This is a genomic window from Gordonia sp. GONU (genome assembly GCF_024733855.1).
GTDB classification, from domain to species: domain Bacteria; phylum Actinomycetota; class Actinomycetes; order Mycobacteriales; family Mycobacteriaceae; genus Gordonia; species Gordonia amicalis.
In genome coordinates, this window is record NZ_JANRHB010000048.1 from 1 (window position 1) to 26,149 (window position 26,149).

At 67.6% G+C, this 26,149-nt stretch carries 23 protein-coding genes; 15 read left to right on the forward strand and 8 right to left on the reverse strand.

Annotation, left to right across the window (positions count from 1 at the left end):
• Positions 1–63: 63 nt before the first annotated feature.
• On the reverse strand, positions 64–894 hold the full coding sequence (locus NWF34_RS23975; protein WP_258326297.1) for a hypothetical protein: 831 nt from the start codon (positions 892–894) through the stop codon (positions 64–66).
• 115 nt (positions 895–1,009) lie between these two features.
• On the reverse strand, positions 1,010–2,863 hold the full coding sequence (gene leuA / locus NWF34_RS23980) for a 2-isopropylmalate synthase (protein WP_258326298.1): 1,854 nt from the start codon (positions 2,861–2,863) through the stop codon (positions 1,010–1,012).
• 359 nt (positions 2,864–3,222) lie between these two features.
• Here leuA and NWF34_RS23985 point away from each other — a divergent pair, with 359 nt between their 5' ends.
• Positions 3,223–4,668 (forward strand): MFS transporter, encoded by a 1,446-nt coding sequence (locus tag NWF34_RS23985; RefSeq protein ID WP_258326299.1) that lies wholly within the window; start codon positions 3,223–3,225, stop codon positions 4,666–4,668.
• Positions 4,669–4,787: 119 nt separating this feature from the next.
• Here the strand turns inward: NWF34_RS23985 and NWF34_RS23990 are convergent, their stop codons facing one another.
• Positions 4,788–5,366, reverse strand: coding sequence for a nitroreductase family protein (locus NWF34_RS23990; RefSeq protein WP_024499591.1), 579 nt, complete (start codon positions 5,364–5,366; stop codon positions 4,788–4,790).
• Positions 5,354–6,934 (reverse strand): MFS transporter, encoded by a 1,581-nt coding sequence (locus NWF34_RS23995; protein ID WP_024499590.1) that lies wholly within the window; start codon positions 6,932–6,934, stop codon positions 5,354–5,356. Before NWF34_RS23995 ends, NWF34_RS23990 begins: the two co-directional genes overlap by 13 nt.
• Before the next feature lie 157 nt (positions 6,935–7,091).
• On the opposite strand from NWF34_RS23995, the gene NWF34_RS24000 reads away from it, so the two are divergent.
• Positions 7,092–7,763, forward strand: coding sequence for a TetR/AcrR family transcriptional regulator (locus NWF34_RS24000; protein ID WP_258326300.1), 672 nt, complete (start codon positions 7,092–7,094; stop codon positions 7,761–7,763).
• Positions 7,764–7,788: 25 nt separating this feature from the next.
• Here NWF34_RS24000 and NWF34_RS24005 read toward each other — a convergent pair whose 3' ends face one another.
• On the reverse strand, positions 7,789–9,132 hold the full coding sequence (locus NWF34_RS24005; protein WP_258326301.1) for a glycosyltransferase family 39 protein: 1,344 nt from the start codon (positions 9,130–9,132) through the stop codon (positions 7,789–7,791).
• A 167-nt stretch (positions 9,133–9,299) separates the two neighbouring features.
• On the opposite strand from NWF34_RS24005, the gene NWF34_RS24010 reads away from it, so the two are divergent.
• Together NWF34_RS24010 and NWF34_RS24015 are read left to right on the forward strand one after the other, a co-directional pair.
• Positions 9,300–10,565: an aspartate kinase gene (locus NWF34_RS24010; RefSeq protein ID WP_024499587.1), complete on the forward strand. Its 1,266-nt coding sequence runs from the start codon at positions 9,300–9,302 to the stop codon at positions 10,563–10,565.
• 2 nt (positions 10,566–10,567) lie between these two features.
• Positions 10,568–11,593: an aspartate-semialdehyde dehydrogenase gene (locus NWF34_RS24015; RefSeq protein WP_258326302.1), complete on the forward strand. Its 1,026-nt coding sequence runs from the start codon at positions 10,568–10,570 to the stop codon at positions 11,591–11,593.
• Between the two features lie 92 nt (positions 11,594–11,685).
• Here NWF34_RS24015 and NWF34_RS24020 read toward each other — a convergent pair whose 3' ends face one another.
• A complete protein-coding gene (locus NWF34_RS24020) occupies positions 11,686–12,402 on the reverse strand; it encodes a FadR/GntR family transcriptional regulator (protein WP_258326303.1) in 717 nt (238 codons plus the stop codon).
• 125 nt (positions 12,403–12,527) lie between these two features.
• On the opposite strand from NWF34_RS24020, the gene NWF34_RS24025 reads away from it, so the two are divergent.
• From NWF34_RS24025 to NWF34_RS24055, 7 genes are all read left to right on the forward strand, one after another.
• Entirely contained in the window at positions 12,528–13,031 is a 504-nt protein-coding gene (locus NWF34_RS24025) for a gluconokinase (protein ID WP_006435122.1), read from the forward strand.
• A 2-nt stretch (positions 13,032–13,033) separates the two neighbouring features.
• Entirely contained in the window at positions 13,034–14,428 is a 1,395-nt protein-coding gene (locus NWF34_RS24030; protein WP_258326304.1) for a GntP family permease, read from the forward strand.
• A 144-nt stretch (positions 14,429–14,572) separates the two neighbouring features.
• A complete protein-coding gene (locus tag NWF34_RS24035) occupies positions 14,573–15,985 on the forward strand; it encodes a hypothetical protein (protein ID WP_258326305.1) in 1,413 nt (470 codons plus the stop codon).
• Between the two features lie 113 nt (positions 15,986–16,098).
• A complete protein-coding gene (locus NWF34_RS24040; protein WP_258326306.1) occupies positions 16,099–17,385 on the forward strand; it encodes a lipase family protein in 1,287 nt (428 codons plus the stop codon).
• A gap of 133 nt (positions 17,386–17,518) precedes the next feature.
• Complete coding sequence (locus NWF34_RS24045; RefSeq protein WP_006435118.1) at positions 17,519–18,208, forward strand: hypothetical protein; 690 nt, start codon at positions 17,519–17,521, stop codon at positions 18,206–18,208.
• Positions 18,209–18,371: 163 nt separating this feature from the next.
• The gene (locus NWF34_RS24050; protein WP_258326307.1) at positions 18,372–18,803 is read left to right on the forward strand and encodes an organic hydroperoxide resistance protein; all 432 of its coding nucleotides are present in this window, start codon (positions 18,372–18,374) and stop codon (positions 18,801–18,803) included.
• 126 nt (positions 18,804–18,929) lie between these two features.
• Positions 18,930–19,406, forward strand: coding sequence for a Dps family protein (locus NWF34_RS24055; protein WP_258326308.1), 477 nt, complete (start codon positions 18,930–18,932; stop codon positions 19,404–19,406).
• Between the two features lie 124 nt (positions 19,407–19,530).
• Here NWF34_RS24055 and NWF34_RS24060 read toward each other — a convergent pair whose 3' ends face one another.
• Complete coding sequence (locus tag NWF34_RS24060) at positions 19,531–20,127, reverse strand: hypothetical protein (RefSeq protein WP_258326309.1); 597 nt, start codon at positions 20,125–20,127, stop codon at positions 19,531–19,533.
• 208 nt (positions 20,128–20,335) lie between these two features.
• Between NWF34_RS24060 and NWF34_RS24065 the strand changes: the two genes are divergently transcribed.
• The 4 genes from NWF34_RS24065 (at position 20,336) to NWF34_RS24080 (ending at position 25,409) form a co-directional block, all read left to right on the forward strand.
• Positions 20,336–21,790 (forward strand): hypothetical protein, encoded by a 1,455-nt coding sequence (locus NWF34_RS24065; protein WP_258326310.1) that lies wholly within the window; start codon positions 20,336–20,338, stop codon positions 21,788–21,790.
• Between the two features lie 110 nt (positions 21,791–21,900).
• Positions 21,901–23,298, forward strand: a complete 1,398-nt coding sequence (locus tag NWF34_RS24070; protein ID WP_258326311.1) for a DUF2252 domain-containing protein — start codon at positions 21,901–21,903, stop codon at positions 23,296–23,298.
• 68 nt (positions 23,299–23,366) lie between these two features.
• The gene (locus NWF34_RS24075) at positions 23,367–24,764 is read left to right on the forward strand and encodes a dipeptidase (RefSeq protein ID WP_258326312.1); all 1,398 of its coding nucleotides are present in this window, start codon (positions 23,367–23,369) and stop codon (positions 24,762–24,764) included.
• 522 nt (positions 24,765–25,286) lie between these two features.
• Positions 25,287–25,409 (forward strand): hypothetical protein, encoded by a 123-nt coding sequence (locus NWF34_RS24080; protein WP_258326313.1) that lies wholly within the window; start codon positions 25,287–25,289, stop codon positions 25,407–25,409.
• Between the two features lie 73 nt (positions 25,410–25,482).
• Here NWF34_RS24080 and NWF34_RS24085 read toward each other — a convergent pair whose 3' ends face one another.
• On the reverse strand, positions 25,483–26,034 hold the full coding sequence (locus NWF34_RS24085) for a lipocalin family protein (protein ID WP_258326314.1): 552 nt from the start codon (positions 26,032–26,034) through the stop codon (positions 25,483–25,485).
• Between the last annotated feature and the right edge of the window lie 115 nt (positions 26,035–26,149).

Sequence of the window (26,149 nt, forward strand, 5' to 3'; positions counted from 1 at the left end):
CCGGGGGGGGGGGGGGCCGCCGGGGCCGCCCCACCCCACGTGACGGACCGCGGTGGCGGCCGGTTATCCGGCCGTGGCGACCGGTGTGCGGTCCTCGTTCGCGGGGCGGAGCTCGGAGACCGTCCGGGACAGCATGATTCGCTCGATCGCCCACAGCGTGGCGATGGCGATCACCGCCGTCAGCAGCGCCGACAGATTTCGAACCGTCATGGACACGTCCATGTTGAGGGTCACGTACACCGGCCAGCCGGCCCAGAGCTCCCATGCGGCGAAGGACGACGGCACGACGATGATCGCCAGCGCCATCGCGCGCTTGCCCCAGTAACGCACCGCGACGATCAGGATGGCGGCCGAGAGGATCTCGCCGAAGTTGGCGAAGACCCACCACAGCGGGAAGTCGCTGCCCCACCGCCACGGATGTTCGCCGTAGTAGTCATAGGCCGCGGTGATGACGAAGCCCTCGAGAACGATGTTGAAGACGGCCTGGCCGGCGACGCAGTACCAGAACGTGCGTCGCGTGGGACGGCTCTCGTACATGCGGTAGATCGTGTAGCAGGCGACGCCGGAGAAGAGGACGTAGACGAACATCGCCCACCACGGGTACGAGACCGGTGTCCCCTGGATGTGGAACATCGTGAACGCGAAGTCGTTTCCGGGATGGAACCGCAGGAATCCCAGTGCCTCCCAGATCGGCTCGATCGGATTGCAGAGGATGCTGCCGAGGATGCAGAAGCTGAGAAGCGGCGACTTGCGCGCGATGAGCAGGTAGAACGCATACAGCACCGCCACCGCCGCGACCGCGGCGGACACGTACGTGAACACACTCGCGAGTTCGGCCGATATGCCGCGGTTCGGCCGGTCGTCGAAGATGTCGGCCCCGATCGGGGCCGCCATCACAGCTGCGAGCCGGGCGCCGGGATCATCGGTGACGATGGTCCCGGCGCACTGGCGGAACGCGATGCGTCGGAGGTCATCCGGTCATCGCGCGGTTCGGTGAGGCGTCGTGGGGTCAGGGCGCCCAGGTGCCCGGTGCGGTCTCTTCCTCTGCCGGTGCGGCGGTGGAGCTGACCCGGTAGGCGCGGTTGACCGCGGACACCACGGCACGCAGGCTGGCGGTGGTGATCGACGATGCCACGCCGACACCCCAGACGGTTTCGCCGTTGACCTCGGTCTCGACGTACGCCGCAGCGCTGGCGTCACCGCCGGCGGTCAGCGCGTGCTCGCTGTAGTCCAGGACGCGGACCTCGTAGCCGACGGTGCTCAGCGCGTCGACGAAGGCGGCCAGTGGACCATTGCCCGATCCGGCGATCTCGCGCTCGTTGCCCTCGATCTTCACCACGGCGGTGATGTGGTCCTCGCCGCCGTCGACCTCGGCAGCGTCGACCTTCTGCCGGATGCGCTCCAGCGGCCAGACCGGGTGCAGGTAGTTCTGCGCGAAGACGTCCCACATCTCCTTGGGATTGACCTCGCCGCCCTCGCCGTCGGTGATCTTCTGGATCTCGCGGCTGAACTCGATCTGCAGGCGACGCGGCAGGTTCATGCCGTGGTCGGCCTTCATGATGTAGGCGACGCCGCCCTTGCCGGACTGGCTGTTCACGCGGATGACGGCCTCGTAGCTGCGGCCGACGTCCTTGGGGTCGATCGGCAGATACGGTACGGCCCAGACGATGTCGTCGACGTCGGAGTCGGCGTCGTCGGCGTCGAACTTCATCTGGTCGAGGCCCTTGTTGATGGCGTCCTGGTGGCTTCCGGAGAAGGCGGTGAACACCAGATCACCCCCGTAGGGGTGGCGCTCGGGGACGTTGAGCTGGTTGCAGTACTCGACGGTGCGACGGATCTCGTCGATGTCGGAGAAGCTGATCTGCGGGTCGACGCCCCGGCTGAACATGTTCATGCCCAGGGTCACCAGGCACACGTTCCCGGTGCGCTCACCATTGCCGAACAGGCAGCCCTCGATGCGGTCGGCGCCGGCCTGGTAGCCCAGTTCGGCTGCGGCGACACCGGTTCCGCGGTCGTTGTGGGGGTGCAGGCTCAGGATGATCGAGTCGCGGCGAGCCAGGTTGCGGTGCATCCACTCGATCGAGTCGGCGTAGACGTTCGGCGTGGCCATCTCGACGGTCGCCGGCAGGTTGATGATCATCGGCCGCTCGGGGGTGGGGGCGATGACCTCGGTGACCGCGTCGACGACCTCTTTGGCGAAGCTCAGCTCGGTGCCCGTGTAGGACTCCGGCGAGTACTCGTAACGCCAGTTGGTGTCGGGATACTGCTTCTCGACCTCCAGCACCTTGTGGGCGGCGTCGGTGGCGATCTTGATGATCGCGGGCTTGTCGGCGCGGAAGACCACACGACGCTGCAGCACCGAGGTGGAGTTGTAGAAGTGCACGATGACGTTCGCCGCACCGCGGCAGGCCTCGAAGGTGCGCTCGATCAGTTCCTCGCGGCACTGGGTCAGAACCTGGATGCTGACGTCGTCGGGGATCGCGTTGTCCTCGATGATCTCGCGGACGAAGTCGTAGTCGGTCTGGCTGGCCGACGGGAAGCCGACCTCGATCTCCTTGTAGCCCATCCGGACCAGGAGGTCGAACATGCGACGCTTGCGCGCCGGGCTCATCGGATCGATCAGGGCCTGGTTGCCGTCACGCAGGTCGACCGCGCACCACAGCGGCGCCTTGGTGATGACCTTGTCGGGCCAGGTGCGGTCGGGCAGTGAGATCGTCTCGACCTCGTCGGCGAACTGACGATAGCGATGAACCGGCATCGCGGAGTTGCGCTGCGGATTCCATACGGGCTGGTCGGCGGGAATCGGGCCGGACGGCTCGACGATTCGGCTCGCGCCGGAGGTGAAAGCGTCTGCTGGTGCCATGGTTGGTCATTCTCCGTGTCTGGAAGGAAAGTGACCGGCGCGTGATTGGGCCCCGCGACGGAGGGCCGGTCGTGTCAGACCCCGCCGCGGCAACCGAGAAGGAGTGCACGCTGCATGCGCACGACTGTACTCCTCGGCGTTGACGAGACCAAAGCCGCAGGTGTGGGCGTTTTTCGTGTCCCCCTCTTCGGGGGGTGCCGCGGGTCCGACACACCCGTCAGGCTATGACATGCATCACGCACGGCGCTGAGAGTGACGGAAATCATTCCAGCGGCCGAAGGGTGTACGGGCTCCGTGCCCGGTCTTCGACAGAGCCGCTCGACCGCGACGCGGCCGCCTGCACAGAAGGACGACGTCAAGTGACCACGATCCCCGCCGATCCACCACGCGCAGACCTACCGCCCGAACCCCACACCCCGCCCGCGTCGAAGCCCACCAGTCTTCGACGTGTCGCCGCCGCCAGCTCGATCGGCACGACCATCGAGTTCTACGACTTCTTCATCTACGGGACCGCGGCAGCGCTGGTCTTCCCGACGGTGTTCTTCCCGGCGGCCGACGAGGTCACGGGCACGATCGCGTCCTTCGCGACCTTCGCCGTGGCGTTCTTCGCCCGGCCGGTCGGGGCGATGCTCTTCGGGCACTTCGGTGACCGGATCGGCCGCAAGCGCACGCTGGTGTGGACCCTGCTCATCATGGGCCTCGCGACCGTGGCGATCGGACTCCTCCCGGGGTACGAGTCCGGCGTCTTCGGGTTCGCCGAATCGGGGATCGGCATCGCAGCACCCATCGCTCTGGTCGTCCTGCGATTCCTCCAGGGCTTCGCCGTCGGTGGTGAATGGGCCGGCGCGACGCTGCTGACGGCCGAATACGCACCGGCGGGCAAGCGTGGGCTGTACGCGATGTTCCCGCAGCTCGGCCCGGCGTTCGCGTTCTTCCTGTCGAGCCTGACCTTCTTGATCGCCTCGCTGACCCTCGGCGAGACCAGCTCGGCCTTCCTCGACTACGGCTGGCGGATCCCGTTCATCCTGTCGTTCGCCCTCGTCGCCGTCGGCCTCTGGGTTCGGCTCGCGGTCGCGGAGACACCTGTATTCCGAGATGTGCAGCGTCGCAAGGCACTCGAGGCCGCGGCGTCGGATGGTCCGGCGTCGAACGAACCCGCTCTGCCGTTCCTCGATGCCTTCCGTCACCAGTGGAAAGAGATCCTCATCGCCGGCGGTGCGCTGGCGAGCCTGTTCTCGCTCTTCTACATGGGTACCGCATTCCTCACGAACTACGGCACCAAGAGCCTCGACCTGTCACGCACCTTTGTGCTGAGTGCGGGAATGATCGCCGCGATCGTGTTCGGATTGTCCACCGCCGCGTCGGCCATGTGGTCCGATCGGGTGGGTCGTCGCCGGGTCATCCTGACCTCGTGCGCCATCGCCGTCCCGTGGGCGCTGGTCCTGTTCCCGATCCTCGAGATCGGCGGCGGATTCGCCTTCGTCATCGGCCTGATCGGCACCCTGCTCATCTTCGGAATCGCCTACGGCCCCGCGGGTGCGCTGCTTCCCGAACTGTTCGAGGCGCGGTACCGCTACACCGGCGCGGGGATGGGCTACAACCTCGCCGGCATCTTCGGCGGAGCCATCCCGCCGCTGATCGCCGCGCCACTGATCGCCGGCCCCGGGGCGATCTGGGTGGGTGTCCTGCTCGCCGGCCTGTCGGCGCTCAGCGTGGTCTGCACGATCCTGATCGTGGAGACCAAGGACAAGGCCATGCGCGCCGCGACGGAGTCGCCCGAGGAGGAACCCGCGCTGGTCGGCTGAACGTGTTCGGGCCGAGACTGATTCGCGGTCCGCAGAACGACGACGTCCCCGTCACGATCACCGATCGCGGCGGGGACGTCGCCGTGCGGGCGCGGATCCGGGGGCAGATGCCTCATCGGTCACATTTCGAGACCGGTGAATGCTGAGCGGCCCCACCGGCCGGCGAACGCGACCTCGTCGAGCGGGAGTCGGGTCCGGGGACGTTCGTCGCGCTCGCGGATGTCCTCGGGCAACGACGCGGGGTCCTCGACGAGGGCGCCGATCCCCAGCAGTACGAGGGGCCGTATGCCGGCCGGGATGTCGAGGGCGGTGGTCGCGGCCGCGGCGTCGAAGCCGGCCATCGGATGACCGTTGAAGCCGAGCGCCTCGGCCTGCAGGATCATCTGGGACACCGCGAGGCCGACGTCGACGGCCGCGTAGGTGTGTTCCTTCGGATCGTCGGGGCGGTCCGTTGTGCAGACCAGGACCAGGGCCGCCGACCGCGGCGCCCATCCGGCGTTGCCGCGGGTCAGCACGCCGCTGAGGGCCTCGAAGGTCTCGTCACCGCGGCGGCCGACGAGAAACCGGACCGGCTGCATGCGACCCCAGGTGGGTGCCCACCGCCCGGCGTCGACGATGGTCGTGAGGTCCGCCACGGAAATGGTGGCGGCGGGGTCGTAACCTCGCGCGCTCCATCGCCCGTCGATCAGTTCGTGCACTCGGTCGAGGGTAGCGGCGTGGCGACAGTGTCTTCGTCGGTGCCGGTCTGCGCGCCGGCATCCGCGGGAGTGACGGGTTCGCGCATGGCGAAGAACAGACCGATGCCCAGGAGTGTCAGTGCGATTCCGATGGCGAGCGAGGCGGCGTGCATGCCCTCGACGTAGGCCTGGCGGGCCGCGGTCGCGAGACCGTCTCCCTGAGTCCCCATCTCGAGCGCGCGATGCAGTGTCTCGCCGAGGGTGTCGCCGAACGACCATCCGTCGCGATGCCCGCGGAACACGAGCGTCGCGAGTGAACCGAACAGGGCGAGGCCGAGGGCATTGCCGAGTTCGAAGCTGGTCTCCGAGATACCCGACGCCGAGCCCGACCGTTCTGGTGGAACCGCGCCGACGACCACGACCGACACCAGACTGAACTGGATGCCGTAACCGATACCGGCGATCGAGGTGAAGACGAGGTAGACCCAGATCGGCGACGACGTGGTCAGGGCGAGCAGGCCGAAGTTGCCGATCGCGGCCAGCACGACCGAGCCGAGGAAGGCCGTGCGCGTGCCGACCATCGATGCGATACGGGAAGCGCCGATCGAGAACACGGCGACCGCAACCGCCATCGGGAGGCCGGCCACCGCGGCGGCCAGGACGTCGTGCCCCATCACCGACTGCAGATAGACACCGGTCAGATACGACATCCCGCCGAGCGCCATCATGCCGACGAGGGCGACGGTGATCGCGCCGACGTACTGCGCGTTCCGGAACAGCTTCAGGTCGAGCAGAGGGGCTGCGGAGTGGCGTTGCTGGACCACGAAGCCGACGAGCAGTGCCGCGCCCACGAGACCGATGACGATGACGCCCGGATCGACACCGTCGCTCGCCAGGGTTTTCACCGCGTAGACGACGGGCAGGATGCCGGCCATCGACAACACGACGCCGAGCACGTCGAACCGTGCGGCCGACGGGGCCTTGTACTCGGGGATCAGGCGGGGGCCGAGAACGAGGAGTGCGGCCAGTACCGGCACGTTGATCAGGAAGGCCGAACCCCACCAGAAGTGGTGCAGCAGAACGCCGCCGATGACCGGACCGACGGCGGCGCCGCCAGCGAAGGCGGCGGTCCACACGCCGATGGCGCGCCCCCGCTCACGATCATCGGAGAACATGTTGGCGATCAGCGAGAGACTCGACGGCATCAGCGTCGCCCCGCCGACGCCCATGAGGGCGCGCGCGGCGATCAGGATGCCGGCGGTCGGCGCGAACGCGGCCAGGATCGATGCCCCGCCGAACACGGCGGCGCCGGCGAGCAGGATTCGACGGCGGCCGACCCGATCGCCGAGGTTGCCCATGGTGATCAGCAGTCCGGCGATCAGGAAGCCGTAGATGTCGAGGATCCACAGCTGCTCGGCGGCCGACGGTGCGAGCGCGTCGGTGATCGATGGGATCGCGAGGTAGAGGACGGAGACGTCCATCGACACCAGGAACACCGGGAGCGTGAGCACCGCGAGTCCCAGCCAGGTACGTCGGTCGGCGGCGCCCGGGGGCTGCTGCCGATTCGACGGGTCGAGGCGGGTGGACACGATGGTTCTCCTTGAGGGGGTTTCGACACGGTGCGTCGCTACGCTCCGTACCGGCTCAACCGGCGAGGTTGCGTACGGTGTACGCGAGACAGGGTACGGGGATGAGTACGCTGTACGCAATCCGTTTGTTCCCGAGCCCGGCCAGGAGGAATCGCAGGTGACGTCCGACACCACCAAGCTGTCGCCGGCGAGCATCGTCGACGCCGCGATCCGGGTCGCGGATGCCAACGGACTCACCGGCCTCTCGATGCGGCGGGTCGCCGACGAACTCGGGGTCGGCGCGATGTCGCTGTACCGGCATGTGGCCGACAAGGACGCGCTGCTGCAGGCGATGGCCGAGGAAGTGGGTCAGCGCTACCCCTACCCGGTCGAGACCGCGCCGTCGTGGCGCGAGCGTGTCCGGGTCGCCGTCGACGTCGACTGGGAGCTCTATCAGCGGCACCCCTGGCTGGTGCTCGCCTACGCATCGCCGAGACTCAGTTACGGCGAGGCATCCCTGGAGTGTCTCGACTGGTTGTCCGCCGGCTTCCTCGAACTCGGTGCCGGCATCGAACGTGCCACCGACATGGCGCTGACCGTGTGGAGCTTCGTCCACGGCGTCGCACTGATGGCCGTCGGCGACCAATTGCTCAGCGACCAGGGGCAGGAGACGTCGCTGCCCTCGGCTCGCCTGGCCGACGTGTTCGCTGGGAGATCCGACGCCTCGGTGCCTCCGCACCTCGCTCGTCTCGCCGGACGCGCCGACGCCGCACATCTGCTGGACCCGCGGGCCCGTCTGGACGCCGGAATCGGTTATCTCTGCGCAGGTTTCGAGGCCTCCGCCCGCTGAACCCGGTCAGTCCCGGGGCGGACGGTCACACGGCATGCGGGAACACCGTCAGCATGTGGGCGCCGAACCACGAACTGCCGATCACGATCGGCACGACGATGAGCCCGGCGACCACCGGTCGCGCCCGTGCGAGAGCCATCGCGAGCGGGATCAGCAGAACGAACGCCGGCAGCAGGAGCCGCGGCCTGCTCATCATCAGGCCGCTCGACAACACGATCTGGGCGACGAGCAACGAGCCGTACAGCAACACCGGCCAGGGCAACCGCGCCCAGACCGCCACACCGAGCATCACGAGCGTGCTCAGGACGATCCACGACGTCGCGGTGGTGGCGACCTCGGCGGAATGGACCAACTGCTCGTTGACGAAGTTGAATGCGGCCACACCCCAGTCGAATTCGGTGTCCCACCCGTCGGTCTGGATGCGGAACCATCCGGTCGGTGAACCGGTGTGCGCCCAGACGACGCCCAGATAGCCCAGATAGCCGAGCGGGCTGATGACGATCGCCGCGGCGGCACGCACGCGGTCCGCCGGGGTGACCCCGGCGGTGTTGCGGCTGTTCCACAGAAAGACGATCGCGGCGGCGATCACGACCCCGATGATGACCGCGGCGGTGGGCCGGCAGAAGCCGCAGAGCCCGGCCATCACGCCGGCCAGCAGCCAGCGCTTCTCCAGGATTCCGACGAGTGCCCACGTCGCGAGGGCGCAGAACATCGCCTCGGTGTAGGCCATGTTGAGCACGATCGACATCGGGGTGGCGGCGAACAGCACCACCAGAAAGAGTCCGGTCGCGCGCTCGGGTGCGGGACCCACCGGGGAGCGTCTCGACATGAGCCGCGCGCAGACCATGCCCAGCCGTGCCGCGCCGACCGCGGCGATGCATCCGAGAACGAGATTCAGGGTCAGAGCCGCACCGAACGGCGTCAGCCCGGGCAGCTTCGCCAGCCACCCGACCAGGTACGGATAGCCGGGAAAGAAGGCGTAGGCGGTGTCGGACGTGTGGACACCGCGCGCATCGGTCAGGCTCGCGGGAACGCCGTCGTATCCGTGGGTGGCGATCGCGAGCATCCACTGCCCGTCCCACACCGTGAGGGCCTTGCCGAGGGTGGTGTCCCGCAGGTCCGCGAATCGCGCGAGTGTGAGGATGCCGATCGCGCGAATGACGAGGTATACGACGAGGGCGTCGAGACACCAGCGATGCCGGCCCACCCAGCCCGCGAACGGGGGTCGCGGGTCGGCGGCGCGTCGTGTCGCCGCCGGGTCCGCCGACCCACCGGGAGGGATGAACCGGCTGTCGGCGCGGTCTCCGCCCGTCACCGGATCGGGGTCGGGACGACGGCCCGGATCGTCGACGTCGGTTGGGGTGGCCACCCGAAGAATCCTAGGTCGTCGGCGACGACCACAGGAGGCGCGCCGTGTGCGTCGGATCACATCGTGCCGGTGACCAGGTCAGAGCGTCGCACAGGTGCCCGGTAAGGTTGTCCGAGCAAGCTGACGTCTATCGAACCGGCGCACGAGCCGGCGGGAGGTAACTCGACGTGGCCCTCGTGGTGCAGAAGTACGGCGGATCCTCGGTCGCAACGGCCGAACGCATCCGTCGCGTTGCCGAGCGCATCGTCGAGACGAAGAAACAGGGCAACGACGTTGTTGTCGTCGTCTCGGCGATGGGCGACACCACCGACGAACTACTCGACCTCGCCCAGCAGGTCAATCCGGCGCCGCCGGCGAGGGAGATGGACATGCTCCTCACCTCCGGCGAGCGCATCTCCAACGCACTCGTGGCGATGGCCATCAGTTCCCTTGGCGCACACGCACAGTCGTTCACCGGCTCGCAGGCCGGCGTGATCACGACGAGCAGCCACGGCAAGGCCAAGATCATCGACGTCACGCCGGGCCGGGTCCGCAGCGCACTCGACGACGGCAAGATCGTGCTGGTCGCCGGGTTCCAGGGTGTTTCGCAGGACACCAAGGACATCACCACGCTCGGCCGCGGCGGCTCCGACACCACCGCCGTCGCGCTGGCGGCGGCCCTCGACGCCGACGTCTGCGAGATCTACACCGACGTCGACGGCGTGTACTCCGCCGACCCGCGCATCGTCCCCGACGCCCGCCGCCTCGACAAGGTCTCCTTCGAGGAGATGCTCGAGCTCGCGGCCTGTGGCGCGAAGGTCCTGATGCTGCGGTGCGTGGAGTACGCCCGCCGGTACAACGTTCCCGTTCACGTGCGCTCGTCGTACTCGACCAAACCCGGCACCGTGGTGACCGGATCGATGGAGGACATTCCCGTGGAAGAAGCCATTCTCACCGGCGTCGCACACGATCGCAGCGAGGCCAAGATCACCGTCGTGGGTCTCGACGACAAGCCGGGCTACGCCGCCAAGGTGTTCCGGGCCGTCGCCGACGCCGAGATCAACATCGACATGGTGTTGCAGAACGTCTCGAAGGTCGACACCGGCAAGACCGACATCACCTTCACCCTGCCGCGCGAGCTCGGCCCGCTGGGCGTCGAGAAGCTCACCAAGCTGCAGCAGGAGATCGGGTTCACCGATCTGCTGTACGACGATCACATCGGCAAGGTCTCGCTCGTCGGTGCCGGCATGAAGTCGCACCCGGGCGTCACCGCGACCTTCTGTGAGGCGCTCAGCGAGGCCGGCGTCAACATCGAACTGATCTCCACCTCGGAGATCCGTATCTCGGTGCTGTGCCGCGACACCGAACTCGACGACGCCGTGCGCGCCCTGCATGCGGCCTTCGATCTCGGTGGCGAAGAAGAAGCCGTCGTCTACGCCGGAACGGGCCGATAACCGTGGGTGCACGTATCGGAGTCGTCGGCGCGACCGGTCAGGTCGGCGCCGTCATGCGAACCCTGCTGGCGGAGCGCAACTTCCCGGCCGACGAGGTGCGCTTCTTCGCCTCGCCGCGGTCGGCGGGCAAGAAACTTCCCTGGGGCGACGGGGAGATCGTGGTGGAGGATGCGGCGACCGCAGACCCCGCCGGTCTCGACATCGCCCTGTTCTCCGCGGGTGCCACGATGTCCCGTGAGCAGGCACCGCGTTTCGCTGCGGCCGGCGTCACGGTGATCGACAACTCGTCGGCGTGGCGCAAGGATCCCGATGTGCCGCTGGTGGTCTCGGAGGTCAACGGCGAGCTGGCGAAGAACCCGCCCAAGGGCATCATCGCCAACCCCAACTGCACCACGATGGCCGCGATGCCGGTACTCAAGCCGCTGCACGACGAAGCCGGACTGCAGCGCCTCATCATCTCCAGCTATCAGGCGGTCTCCGGCAGCGGTCTGGCCGGTGTCGAGGAACTCGCCACCCAGGTGCGCGCGGTGGCCGGCGAGGCCGAGAAGCTCGTCCACGACGGCTCGGCCGTGGACTTCCCGGCACCGAACAAGTACGTCGCGCCCATCGCCTTCAACGTTGTGGCACTTGCGGGTTCGCTCGTCGACGACGGCTCCGGCGAGACCGACGAGGATCAGAAGCTGCGCAACGAATCGCGCAAGATCCTCGGTCTGCCGGAACTTCTCGTGAGTGGCACCTGTGTGCGCGTGCCGGTCTTCACCGGACACTCGCTGTCGATCAACGCCGAATTCGCGAACCCGTTGTCGGTGGCCCGTGCCCAGGAGATCCTCGGCGCCGCAGCCGGTGTGGAGCTGGCCGACGTGCCGACGCCGCTCGCGGCCGCCGGCAAGGACGTCTCGCTCGTGGGTCGCATCCGTCAGGACCCGGGTGCCCCCGAAGGTCGCGGTCTCGCGTTGTTCGTCTCGGGTGACAACCTGCGAAAAGGCGCTGCCCTCAACACGATTCAGATCGCCGAACTGCTGGTCTGAGCGGCCTTCGAGGCTCGCTCCGCTCGCACCTCAGGCGGCGGAGGGGGCTCGCTCCGCTCGCACCTCAGGCAGCGAAGGGGGGCTCGCTCCGCTCACGCCTCAGGCGGGGAAGGGGCGACGGCCGCTGCCGCCTCGGTGATGATCTCGCGCATCGACGCCTCCGCGGCCTTCGGGTCGCGGAGGCGTATTGCTCGTGCCACGTCGTCGTGCAGGGCGATCGCGGCCGGGTTGGGCGACGTCGGCATCATTCCGTGATGGGTGCGTCCGGCGAGCACCTCGCCGACGACGTCGGCCAGGGACCGGAACATCTCGTTGCCGCTCGCCTCCAGCAAGGTGCGGTGAAAGACCTTGTCGGCCAGTAGGTATGACTCCAGGTCGCCGGTGCGGCCGTGAACAGACATGTCCGACACCGCGGCTGCGAGGATGCGGCACTGTTGTTCGTTCGCGCGTTCGGCGGCCAGCGCGGCCGCCACGGGCTCGAATCCGCGTCGTAGTTCCGACAGGGTTGCGAGGAAGTCCGACCGGTCTGCGCCGTCGAGACGCCACCGGATCAGTCGCGGGTCGAAGACACTCCAGCGGGTCCGTGGCTGGATGGTGATGCCGACGCGGCGTCGTGACTCGACGAGTCCCATCGATTCGAGGACCTTGATCACCTCGCGGGCCACGGTTCGGGATACCCCATGGTCGGTGCAGATGGCGTCGAGTGTCAGGACGCTGCCGGCGGGGTGCGCTCCCGAGACGATGCGCCGACCGATGGCAGCGAGGATCTCGTCGTGGCGCTCGGTGGTCCCACGTGTGCTCTGACTCACGTTTTCATCTTCTCATTAGCGGCAGCTACTTCCAATCGGCGTACTTATTGTTCTCGCGACTTGCATAAGTATGACTATTGCGGCAGTCTCCGTGATCAGCAGCACAGCGATGTGGAGGAGTTGGCATGCGATCACCGGTGGTCGTCATGGGGGTCTCGGGGTCGGGTAAGTCGACGGTGGGAGCCGCCTTGGCGCAGCGTTTGCGTGTGCCGTTCGCTGATGCCGACGACTTCCACTCGGCGGAGAACATCGCCAAGATGTCCGCCGGGCAACCGCTCGACGACGACGACCGCCGACCCTGGCTCGAGTCCATCGGCGTCTGGCTGGCCGAGCACGGTGACGGCGGCGTGATGAGCTGCTCGGCGCTCAAGCTCGAGTACCGCGACCGCCTTCGCGGACATGAGCCGTCGGTGCTCTTCGCGCACTTGGCCGGCTCGGTCGAGGTCATCGCGCGCCGGCAGGCATCGCGTCCGGGTCACTTCATGCCGTCGGCGCTCCTCGCCTCCCAGTTCGACACCCTCGAACCCCTGACCTCCGATGAACGCGGACTGACCGTCGACGTCGACCAGAGCGTCGACGCCATCGTCGACGAACTCGTTGCTTCACTCCCCAACGGCGAGGAGAACTGAACATGTTGTCCACCACCACGATCCTTGCCGCCGGCGCGGATCTGCCCGAACCCGTCGCGGCGGGCTGGCAACTCGTCGTCGCGGCGCTGGCCGGCATCGCCGTCATCGTCGTCGCGATCACCGTTGCCAAGGTTCATCCCTTCCTCGCGCTGGTGGGTGGCGGTGCCACCGTCGGCATCGTCGCGGGTGAGTCGATCCCGACGGTCCTGGAGTCGTTCACCACCGGATTCGGTTCGACTGCAGCCGGTGTCGGCATCCTCATCGCACTCGGCGCGATGTTCGCGAAACTCCTCGCCGACTCCGGCGGAGCGGACGAGATCGTGGACACGATTGTCGGGCACGCCTCGCCGCGGATGCTGCCGTGGGCGATGGCCCTGGTCGGCGCCATCATCGGACTGCCGATGTTCTTCGAGATCGGTCTCGTGCTCCTGATGCCGGTGATCCATCTCGTCGCCCGGCGGTCCGGTCTGGGCCTGATCCCCATCGGCATCCCCGCGCTCGCCGGCCTCTCGGCCATGCATGGTTTCGTTCCCCCGCATCCCGGCCCGCTCGTCGCGATCGACGCTCTTGGCGCCGACCTCGGCTTGACGCTCGCTCTCGGTGTGGGCGTGGCCATCCCGACGATCATCGTCTCGGGCCCGCTGTTCGCCACCGTCGCCGGGAAGTGGGTGACCGTCGAGGCGCCGCACACCTTCGACGTCGACCCCGACGACGGTCCGACGACCAAGCGGCCGTCCTTCGGGATCACCATGTTCAGCGTCTTGCTGCCCGTCGTCCTGATGCTGGGCAAGGCGCTCGCCGAGATCTTCATCTCCGACGAAGATCAACCCGTGCGGAGGATTCTCGACATCCTCGGTACCCCGCTGATCGCACTGCTGATCGCCGTCATCGTCGCGATGTTCACGCTGGGCCGCGGCTCGGGGATGGACCGCGAGACGATCTCGAAGTGCACCGGTGCGGCACTGCCCGCCATCGCCGGCATCCTGTTGATCGTCTCCGCCGGTGGCGGTTTCAAGCAGGTCCTCGTCGACACCGGCATCGGCACGCTGCTGGCGGACTGGGCCACCGGCGCGAACATTCCGATACTGGTCCTCGCCTGGGTCCTTGCCGCGCTGATCCGCCTGGCCACCGGGTCGGCGACCGTCGCGACCATCACCGCGTCCTCGCTGATGCTCGGCCTCGTGGACGGATTGAGCTCGGGCGAGGTCTCCCTGGTCGTCCTCGCGATCGGCGCCGGTTCGGTCTTCCTGTCCCACGTCAACGACGCCGGTTTCTGGTTGGTCAAGGAGTACTTCGGCATGACCGTCGGCCAGACCTTCAAGACGTGGTCGATGATGGAGACCCTCCTCTCGGTCAGCGGCCTGGTCGTCGTGCTGGCGCTGGGGCTGGTGATCTGACGGAGCCGACCGCGCCGCTCTGAAAAACGCCCCGGTGAACCGCCCCTGGAATGCGCCCTCAGGAGCCGGGACGTCGACATATTGTCGTCGAATGGCCTCTGGAGGGCGGATCTCCGGGACGGTTCTGCGGTAGCTTGACGACTCATGACGCGACTTCGCATGTGGGTGTTCGCCGGCGCGCTGGTGATGGCGGTGGCCGCGTATCCCGCCGCAGCACAGCCTGATTCGCCGGCATCCGGTCTCGGTCCCGCAGGCACCTCGCTCATGCACGGCGACCTGGCGTCCACCGACTCGACGGGACACCGAGGACCGGGGCGTGGCGCGCGCCTCGCCGCCTCGTCGATTCCCGGTGGGGCCTGCGCGGCGACCTTCGTCGGCCGCGACGGGATGCCGGTCGCGCTGTGCACGCAGTTCGTGGCGACCTCGCCGCCGGCCTTCGCGGCGCCGACCATCGTTCTGTTCGATCCCCGTACGGCGCAACCATTGGCGTCGAGGCAACTGACCAAAGGGGGACTGCTCGGCGGGGTCTACGGTTACCTCGACGACCGCGACCGGGTCGTCGTCGCAGATGGGTCCGGGTCGATTCTCCTTGTCGCACATCGAAAGACGGTCACCGGCTGGCAAGTCCAGGTCGATGACCGCGTCGATGTCTCGGCCCACATCCCGACCGGCGACACGATCACCGGTCTCGCACCGGATTTCGACGGGCGCGTCTGGTTTGCGACGACCCGCGGCGTCGTGGGGACGGTGGATGAGGACAAGCGCGTTCACTCGACGCGACTGCCGCGGGGCGAACAACTCGGCAACGGACTCTCGATCCGGCGATCGGGGGCGTCGATCCTGACGACGCACGCCCTGTACGAGATGCGCGCGGAACGCGGTGCCGCGCCGCGGATCGTGTGGCGTCGATCGTACGATCGTGGCCCTGCACGCAAACCCGGCCAGCTGACCTGGGGATCGGGGACCACCCCCACGTACTTCGGCCCGGGCGGTGACGGCTGGGTCGCGATCGTTGACAACGCGGAGCGGCCGGACCTCCGGGTGTTCCGCAGTGACGACGGGTCCGAGGTGTGCCGGATGCGGGCCTTCGACCGTTCGGGGCCGGGTACCGAGAACTCACCGATGGCCTGGGGCAACTCCCTCGTCATCCCCAGCACGTACGGATACCAGTATCCGCCGATGGCGGTGACCGGTCCGGCTGTTCCCGCGGACGCCCCCTTCACCGGTGGCGCGACCCGAATCGACGTCGACGAGAACGGGTGCCGGCGCGTGTGGGAGAACTCCGACCGGATCGCGACGCTGCCGAAGCTCTCGCGCGCGGACGGCCTGATCCATGCGTTCGGCTACGGTCCGTGGGCTCCGGGCCGGCCGCAACAGCTCGGTCCGGTCGATTACATCGCAACGGATTTCGCGACCGGACGCCGTGTCGAGACCCGACAAGTCGGGAATGCGCCCGTCGACGAACCGCTCGAACTCACCGGCACCATCACCTCGGACGGAGCGCTGTGGCAGGCGACGGTCGGGCGGATGCTCAAGATCGTGCCGGCCGGCCGATGACGGTCGCGGACGGCCAGGTCACCGAGGTGTCGTGATCAAGGGTCACTCACAACACGCCCTCGAGGCCGACCCAGTCACCTGACTCAACTTACTGTGAGGTAGGTTACTCGCCCATGAAGCTGAAGTCGGGAATGAGCATCGGGTCGCGCCGCAGGTCACGCCTGCGAACGGCCGCGATCGCGGGGGTGGCGGCCGCATGCGCGGCCGCGTTGATCAGTCCGGCGCCGGACGCGAGTGCGGCCGACTTCTACACGCCGCCGTCGTCCTTCGCCACCGAGCCCGGCTCGGTGATCCGGAGCCAGGAGATCCCGCTGCTCCTGCAGATCCCGGGCGCGCCCGGACAGTGGCCGGGCACGGCCCGCAAGGTCATGTACACCTCGACCTACCAGGACGGCACCCCCGCGGCCGTGACCGGGACCGTCGTCGAGCCGACCGCGCCATGGCGCGGGAAGGGGCCGCGGCCGACCGTCGTCGTCGGCCCGGGCACCATCGGCCAAGGTGACCAGTGCGCGGCGTCGAAGATGATGAGCCTGCCGGTGTCGATCGACATCTCCAAACCCAGTATCGGCGTGAACTACACCGCGCCGGAGATGTACTACATGCTGCTCAACGGCGTTCGGGTGTTCGTCACCGACTACATCGGCATGGGCACCCCGGGTATCCACACCTACGTCAACCGGTCCGAGACCGGCCACGCCATGCTCGACGGTGCCCGCGCGGCGTTACGCGCCTCCGGGGCCCCGGCCGATGCGCCGGTGGGGTTCGCCGGCTACTCGCAGGGCGGGGGCGCCGCCGCGTCCGCCGCCGAACTCGCCGCGACCTACGCGCCGGAACTGAACGTCCGTGCCAGTTACGCCGGTGCGCCGCCGGCCGACCTGGAGAAGGTCATCCCGGCCATCGACGGCAGCACCATCGCCGGGGCCATCGGATTCGCCATCAACGGCCTCACCCAGCGGTATCCGGAGGTCGCCGACGTGGTGCACAGGGAGACCAACGCGTCCGGAAAGGCTGCGCTGAAGCAGATCTCGACGAGCTGCATCGGTGACATCATCCCGGCGTACGGATTCCAGCGGACGCAGAACTGGACGCGCACCGGCGAGACGCTCTCCGCGGTCATCGCGCGATCGCCCGGAGTGCAGAAGGTCGTCGGCGAACAGCGCATCGGCCGTCTCAAGCCGAACGCGCCGGTGTTCCTCGAGGGCGGCCTCCACGACGACGTGATCCCATACGGCCAGGTCGCGCAGCTCGCCGCGGACTGGCGCGCACAGGGCGCCGACGTCCGGTTCGTCACGAACCCGACGCCGCCGATCCTGACCAAGTCGATCGTCAACCACGTTGTCCCCATGCTGGGCACCTTCCTGCCCGGTATGGAGTTCGTCCTCGGCGAGTTCCAGAAGTAGACCCGAGGAGCAGAACGACTCGAACCGCAGTCTGGGCCCGCCGGCCCTTCGTGACGCGTCCTCCGCAAGCTCCGGACGCTCCTCAGGGCCCGGGACCTGTCGGTACCCGAGGCCCGGATGGCAGGATCGAGGAATGAACGATCCGCACGGGCCGGGGGGAGGTGCGAACGGGGATCCCCACGATCGAGACCCCGAACGCATCCCGAGCCAGGCAGAACTCGACGCCGAGGACCTCGCCGAGCTGGAACGGTCGTCGCGTGACCACGACCAGGCCTCGCTCTATCCGCCGCGGCCGGCCGATCCGGGCCGCCCACCGGTGGCGCTGGTCCTCCACGCCCGCGTGGTCTGGTGGGCCGCGGCGGTCATCGGGTCGATCCTGGCGGTCTACGGCTTCTTCAACCTCAGCACCATCACCGACGACCTGCGGCTCCGTCTGCTCGAGGGGGTCGTGTCCGACCCGGCCAACTCCGCCCCCGAGGACCAGATCGATACATTGGCCGGCTTCTTCCCGCCGTTCATGCTGGTGATGATCGTAGTGGTGCTGGTGATCGAGTACCTGCTCCTGGTGGCAGCGGCCACCCACCACAGCCGTCATTGCCGCAACTTCTTCCTCGCCGCGGTGGTGGTTCATCTCCTCTGTATCCCCGTCGGCGTCGACCTGCTCTTCCGTTATCCGGACATCACGTCGACGATGGTCGTCCTCAGCTACGTGCAGTTCGCCCTGCTGGTGATCGCCGCGCTCTTCACGCTGCGTCGGTCGGTGAACACGTGGCTGCCCGAATCCACGAGGATGAAGCCGACCCGTATGCTGCGCGGCCGCTGAACGTCGGCGCCGACACGTCGGCGCCGACTTTGTCAGGCCCGCCACCTGCCGGTTTGGTCGGAATGATTCCGGGTACTGGTCTGTTGGACAGAACGTTGGTTCTACGGCCGACCCTGTCTGTGATCGCGACTCACCCGAAGACCCGAACTCAGGAGGATCTCCGATGGCAATCGAGCCGGTGTACACCATTTCGTCCAAGGCGTCCGGTGGTGGACGTGACGGTGAGGTGGTTTCGGCGACGGGCCGGATCGACCTCTCCCTACGGCCGCCGAAGGAAATGGGTGGCAGCGGCGACGGCAGCAATCCGGAAGAACTCTTCTCGGCCGGGTACGCCGCATGTTTTCTGGGCGCCCTCCGCGCCACGTCGAAGGCGGCCGGTAGCCCGGTGCCCGACGAGTCCACCGTGAAGGTGACGGTGGGCATCGGAAAGGACCCGGCCGACGGCGGTTTCGGTCTCGCCGTGGCGATCGAGGTCTCCATCCCCGGCGTCGACGAGGCCAAAGCCCAGGAACTGGCGAACAAGGCGCACGAGTTCTGCCCGTACTCCAAGGCCACCCGCGGCAACATCGATCAGAAGGTCACCGTCACCGTCTGATTCGAGGGGTCACACGGCGGCAACTGGTTCCCATTCGTTTCCCTCCCAGCGGGACGTCATTCCCCACCGGGGCATCGAGACCGGCTCCGGAGCGCCCAGATATGACAAGAAAGGAAGTTCTTGATCATGACCACCACTCCCATCACCAGCACTCTCACCGACGAGCAGCAGTCCGTGGCCGGAAAGGCCCTGCAGGACACCCTCGTCGACCTGATCGACCTCAGCCTGATCGCGAAGCAGGCCCACTGGAACGTCGTGGGCAAGCAGTTCCGATCGGTGCACCTCGATCTCGACGAACTGGTCACCGTGGCGCGTGAGTTCACCGACTCGGCGGCCGAGCGTGCCACCGCGATCGGCGTCAGTCCCGACGGGCGCGCCGAAACCGTGGCGAAGACCGCGAACACCAAGGGATTCGGCGAAGGCTGGACCAAGGACTCGGATGTCGTCGACGCGATCGTCGCCAACCTGAAGGCGGTCGTCGCGGGACTCCGCGAGCGCATCGACGCCACCGAGGAGGCCGACCCGGTGACCCAGGATCTGCTCATCTCGTTCGCGTCGAAACTCGAACAGCTGCACTGGATGTGGCAGGCACAGGTCGCCTGACCAGCAGAACACCCCGTTGATCGGGGCCTTTCACAGCGACGAACCCCGCCGGTCTCACCGGCGGGGTTCGTCGTATTCCGATGTCGTCGTGGATGTTCGGAAGGCTCGGGATCTCTGGTCGGCGTCAGTCGCCGGCCGGCTCGGTGGCCTTCTTCTCGGTGGTCTTCTTCTCGATGACCTTCTTCGCGGCGGACTCATGGTCGGTGGTCGAGGTGTCGGTGCCTGCTGTGTTCGTGACGGCGACGTGTGAGCCGGCGTCGTCGTCGACCGCGTAGGAATCGCGGAAGGAGACACGAGGAGTCGACGCCGAGTGGTAGAGCGCGATGCCGGCGAAGACGAGTGCGGCCAGCCCGAAGATCGCGGACGCGGCGATCGTGACGACGTGGACGACCGTGGCGTACACCCCGTCGATCGGACCGGTCGCGACGGCGCCCGCCGCGGCGAGGGCTGCGCCCAGCAGAGCCCAGACCGCCGAGCGAATCCACGGCGCCACCACCGAGGTGTAGAAGAGGCGCTGGTAGATGGTGAGCGAGAACTCGTCCACTGCGGCCAGACGAACCTCGTCAGCGCCTGCGAGGTCGCGCAGTTCGCGTGCCAGTGCCGTCTGTCGCTGAAGGGTCGCGGACTCCCGTTCCCGGTACCGCACGAACGCGGCGGCACCGAACGCCGACGCGAGAAGACCCAACCCGACCATGACTCCCCAATAGTCCACGGCACACACGCTACAACGCCGTCCGTCACTGCTCGTGAACCAGGTCACATGGTGGGACGGTCGGCACCGGTCACAGCGGTGCGGTCGAGTACCGGTGCGCGTGAGGAGTCGATGGGACCGGTCGTCGCTGATACGTTGGGCGACCGTCTAGCCATCGCGGTCACGAAACGTCCGACCCCTCGGGTCGAGCGGAACCGAGAACGGGAGGAATGCACGGGTGACGATCAGATTGATCGGCGCGACGATCGTGTGCGTGATGCTCGGGCTGTTCATCAGCGCATCTGCGGGGCAAGCGGGAACAAACGACGTCGTCGCGTTCGCCGACCCACAACCGGGGGCCGCCGTCCTGTCCGGCGCGAAACCCGAGGCGGTCCTCGTCAGCCGCGAGTTGTACTCCCGATCCGCCGAGGCGATCCTGCTCGCACCGGGTGCACTTGCCGACCCCGAGACCCGGAATCGCGTCGGGGAGACCGCAGGTGACAAGCACGTGCCGGTGCTCACCGTGACCCCGCAGACGGCGGACGACGTCGACGACGAGCTGGGGCGGCTCGGTGCGCAACGGGTGGTGCGACTCGGCGATGTCGAAGGGCTCGAGGGTCGTCGGCCCGCGATCGATCTCGGGGACCTGCGAGGCAACCGGCCGCGAGACGGGGACGAACCGATCGTGATGGTCTCCCGGGACACCCCTGTCGATGCCACGCTGACCGCTCGTTCCGGAGCGCGCGTCGTCGAGGTGCCGTTCCCCGACCCGCGCGCGAACACGCATGCCGTGGCCGCTCTGGCCGGTGCTTCGTCGGAGACCCCGATCCGAGCGGTCGGAGCCGGCTTCGGCGACAGCGAGGACTTCGCGGCACGGGTCGACCAGGCGCGGCGAACGCCGGAACTCCCCGGCGGAGGACAGGTCGTGTTCCCGGGCAGGCGGATGGTCGCGCTCTACGGTTCCCCCGACGCGCCGGCCCTGGGTCCGCTCGGCCGGCAGGGGATCGAGGCGTCGATCGCACGCGTCCGGCGTCTCGCGGCCGACTATCAGCGGGTCAGCGCCGAGCCGGTCGTCCCCGCGTTCGAGATCATCGCGACCGTCGCATCGTCGGAACCGGGCGAGGGCTCCAACTACACGAGCATGATCGACCCCGCGACGTTGCGGCCGTGGGTCGAGGCGGCCGGACGTGCCGGTGTCTACGTGACCCTCGACCTCCAGCCCGGACGTATGGACTTCCTGACCCAGGCCCAGAAGTATGCGGAGCTCCTGGCCCTGCCGCACGTCGGGCTGGCGCTCGACCCGGAGTGGCGCCTCAAGCCGGATCAGGTACACCTGACGCAGATCGGGTCCGTCGAGGCCGCCGAGGTGAATCGCACCTCGGCGTGGCTCGCGGGAATGGTGCGTGATCGAGGACTGCCACAGAAGCTCTTCGTGCTGCACCAGTTCGACGCCGGCATGCTCGGTCAGCGGAAGAACATCGCCACCGACCGACCGGAACTCCAGGTGGTCCTGCACGCCGACGGGCACGGGACGCCGCCGGTCAAGATGGAGACCTGGCGCAGATTGCTCGGTGATCTTCCCGCGGGGGTGTGGATGGGCTGGAAGAATTTCTACACGGAGGACAAGCCGACGTTCTCGCCGGCGACGACCATGACGGTCGCGCCGACACCCTGGTTCGTCTCGTACCAGTAGCGCGCCGGGAGGCCTGCCATCTCCGGGCTCCAACCGGCGCCCGGGACACGCGACCCCGCGTCACGAGGTTCCAGAACGCGACGGGACGCACCCGACAGGGAGGAACCCCGGTGACCACGACTCCGGCCGACCCGCAGTCCCAGCGGCATCCCGTCCCGACCGCCGCCGATCTGGCCGCGTGTCCGACACCGGGGGAGCGATCCGACCCGCTGGCGATCCTCGCCAGACAGGCGCTGAACAGGGTGCCCGAACTCATCCCCGTCCGGCACGCGCGGATGGCGGCGACGCCGTTCACGTTCTATCGCGGCGCGGCGGCAGTCATGGCCGACGATCTCTCGCGAACCCCGGACACCGGAATCATCACCCAGCTCTGCGGGGATGCCCACCTGAGCAATCTGGGCCTGTTCTTCAGTCCGGAGCGTCGAATGGTCTTCGACCTGAACGATTTCGACGAGACCCACATCGGTCCCTTCGAATGGGACGTGAAACGGCTGGCGGCGAGTTTCTCGATCGCGGGCCGCAACAACGGTTTCGACGACACGACCAACCGCACGATCGCCAAGACCGTGGCGAAGACCTACCGTCGGACGATCAACCGCAGTGTCTCGCTGACGACTCTCGAATGTTGGTACGCCGGAATCGATGTCGACTCCCTGGTCGCTGAACTGGGAGACCGGCTGGACACCTCGGTGACGGAGCGGACGCAGAAGGCGCTTCGCAAGGCCCGGCACCGGAACAGTGCCCAGGCCCTGGCCAAACTCTGCGAGATCGACCCGGACGGCACGGCACACATCCGCAGCGATCCGCCGCTGCTGGTGCCACTGAAAGAGCGCTTCTCCAGCGAGGACGCGGCCGTGGTCGAGGAACGTGTCCGGGAGCGTGTCGACAGTTACCGGGCGACACTGCCGTTGCATGTGCAGGCGTTGCTCGCCCAGTTCTCGCTCGTCGACATCGCCTTCAAGGTCGTCGGGGTGGGAAGCGTCGGGACCCGGGCATGGATCGTGCTGATGATGGGCAAGAACCTGGAGGATCCGCTCTTCCTCCAGGTGAAGGAGGCTCAGCGGTCGGTCCTTGCCGATTACGTCCCGACCTCGGGATTCGACAACCAGGGGCAGCGCGTCGTCGAGGGCCAGCGTCTCCTGCAGGCGGCGAGCGACCTCTTTCTGGGCTGGTCGACGGGGCTCGACGAGAACGGCGAGCGACGTGACTTCTACGTGCGCCAGCTCCGCGACGGGAAGGGGTCGGTCGTCGTCGAGGCACTCGAACCCGACGCGATGAAACTCTATGCGCGCCTGTGCGGGACGGCGCTCGCCCAGGCGCACGCCAGGACGTCGACTCGCTTCGACATTGCACGATATCTCTCCGAGACAAAGGGTTTCGCCGATGCCATGGCGGAGTTCTCGATCGCCTACGCAGATCTCAACGACGCCGATCATGCCCAGATGACGGCGGCGATCAGCCGCGGCGAGCTGAGTGTGCACGACCTCACCGCGGCGGGAAAGAGCTGACGCACCGGGCTGTGGTACACAGACGACGGAGCGAACCGACCGCCGAGAACCGACAGGGAGATGTGTGCATGGATGACGCGACATTGCGAGATCGGGTGCGGGAGTTGATGCCTCGCGCGAAGTCGGATCTGACGGAGATGGTGCGGTTCCGCTCGGTTCACGACCCGCAGCAGTTCCCGGTGGAGGAATGCGACGGCATGGTCGAATGGCTGTTGGGAACGTTCCGCGAGCTGGGCGTCGAGGATGTCGCCGCGCATGTGACCAGTGACGGGTCCAAGGCGGTCACCGGGCAGATCCCCGGTCCGGAAGGTGCGCCGACCGTCCTGCTGTACTTCCATCACGACGTGCAACCGCCCCTCGGTGAGAACGAATGGGATTCGCCGGTGTGGGAGCTGACGGAACGGGACGGCCGCTGGTACGGACGCGGTGCCGCCGACTGCAAGGGCAACATCGCCGTGCACCTCACCGCGCTGCGTGCTCTGGCCGGCGACCTCGGTGTGAGCGTGAAGATCATCGGCGAGGGCTCGGAGGAACAGGGGACGGGTGGGCTCGAGCATTTCGCGGTCGAGCATCCCGACCTGTTGCGTGCCGACACCATCCTGATCGCCGACTCCGGTAACTTCGCTGTCGGCAGACCGAGTCTCACGACGACGTTGCGCGGCATCGCCAACATCGACGTCACGGTCGAAACCCTGGGATCGGCAATGCATTCCGGCATGTTCGGTGGGGCCGCGCCGGATGCGCTGGCCGCGCTCATCGCGATGCTCGCCACTCTGCGCGACGAGCACGGCAACACCACCATCACCGGTCTCGACGCCGATGCCGAGTGGCCTGGCGTTTCCTACCCGTCCGAACAATTCCGCTCTGATGCAACGGTTCTCGAGGGCGTCGAGCTGGTGGGATCCGGATCGGTGTCGGACATGGTGTGGGCGCGTCCCGCCGCGACCGTGCTCGGCATCGACTGCCCGCCGGTGGTCGGGTCCTCCGCGGCGGTCCAGCCACGCGCCCGGGCGCGCATCAACCTGCGCGTGCCGCCGGGAATGGACCCCACCTATGCCCAGGACGCGCTCATCGAACATCTCCGGGCGGCCACCCCATGGAATGCGCGGGTGTCCTTCGAGCGTGAGGCGGTGGGATCGCCGTTCGTCGGCTCGACATCCGGTCCGGCCTATGAGGCGCTCACCGACGCGCTCGCGGCCGCCTACGGCGGTGAGGAGGTGCTGATCCAGGGGCAGGGCGGTTCGATCCCGCTGTGCAACGTCCTGCAGAGCACCTTCCCCGACGCCGAGATCATGCTCTTCGGTGTCGAGGAGCCGCGGTGCCTGATCCACGCCCCCAACGAGAGCGTCGATCCGACCGAGATCGAGCGGATCGCGCTCGCCGAGGCCCTGTTCCTGCGTGACTACGCGTCCCGCGCGGCCCGGGCCCGCCGGGATTCGGCCAACGCCGGGCCAGGCGGCGCCTAGCGCGGGTCCGATTGCTCGCGAAGGTGGACGGCTGACCCAGTTCCTGAGCGAAGTGGATAGGGAAAGTTCGCGTGTCGCAGCACAATCCCGAGACGAAGACCCATGGAATTGGGACCAAAGGCCCAAGACCGGGAACCCCCCTGTCGGTAATGTCTGTTGCCGGGTGGGAGAACTCTCGTGGAAGGAACAAGGTGGGCCCAGGTCCCAATGGTCGTGACGGGCAAGTGATGAACATTGCGCCGGAACATGTTTCGCGTAGCGAACAGGTTTCCCGTGTCGGAGTGTCGGACTTGCGAACGAGTGAGCGGTATTTGCGCGCCGCGGTCACCGACCTCATCGAGCGTAATTTCCGCGACCCGGATTTCAGTGTCGAGGTCGTGGCGCGGCACCTGCATGTGAGTCGCCGGCACCTCTATCGGGTTCTCGCCGGCAGTCCCACGTCGCTGGCCGAGATGATCGCCGACCGCCGTCTCGACTGGGCCCGTGGCCTGTTGACGGGCCCGGGGAATCCGACTCGAAGCGGTGGCACATGCTTCGGGCTTCGCCTCGACAGCGACGATGCGGAACAGATTCCGCGCCAAGTACGGGCTCACCCCTGACGAATTCCGTCGCGCCGCAACGGTTGCCGACGCGGAAGCCAGCTGATGCATTTCGGCGCAAGCACTTTGGTGCTTGCGCCGAAATGGTTTCGATTGTCGTGTTCAGTGCCGGTTCGCGATCACAGTATGCAGAGCGGCGAGTAGTCGCTGCGTCCACCGGTCGTCGGTGAGACGAGGAACGTGCACGGGTTGAACCCCACCTTCTCGATCTCCTTGGTCAGCCGACGCAGTTCGGAGTCGGACACAACCTTGTCGCGCGAGAGCAGGAATCCCGAGGCGCGAGTGGGGTCACCGACGATCGCGTACTTGTACGGACCGTTCGGGTTCTCGCCGTCCTCGATGTAGGCGATGATGTAGTTCGGCGCCCCGTTGGGGTTGATGCTGGCCGGTGTCTGCGGGAACCGCACACTCAACTGGGCATTCGTCTTGGTGTCCACGACGGTGGCGCGCCCGATCACGCCGCCCCGCATGCCGGTGGGTCCGGTGCACTGGTTGTCGACACCGATGGTCTTCTCGTCGATCCGGGTGTAAAACGCGCTGGTGTCACGCGCGCAGGTCACGCCCCAGAACGAGGGGACGGTCGCCAGCTGCCACCATTTGCCGAGGTAGCGGTCGACGTCGACGTAGGCCACCGGGGCCAGAGGCGCGGCCTGCGCCGGACCGGTTGTCAACGGCCAGTTTGATGTCCCCGCTGGTGGCCAGGTAAAAGTCCCCACCCTGTGCGGGATGTTTTAGGTGGGTGGTACCTCCGTTCGGTGTGTCATGCGGTAGGAGTCGCCGTCGGTG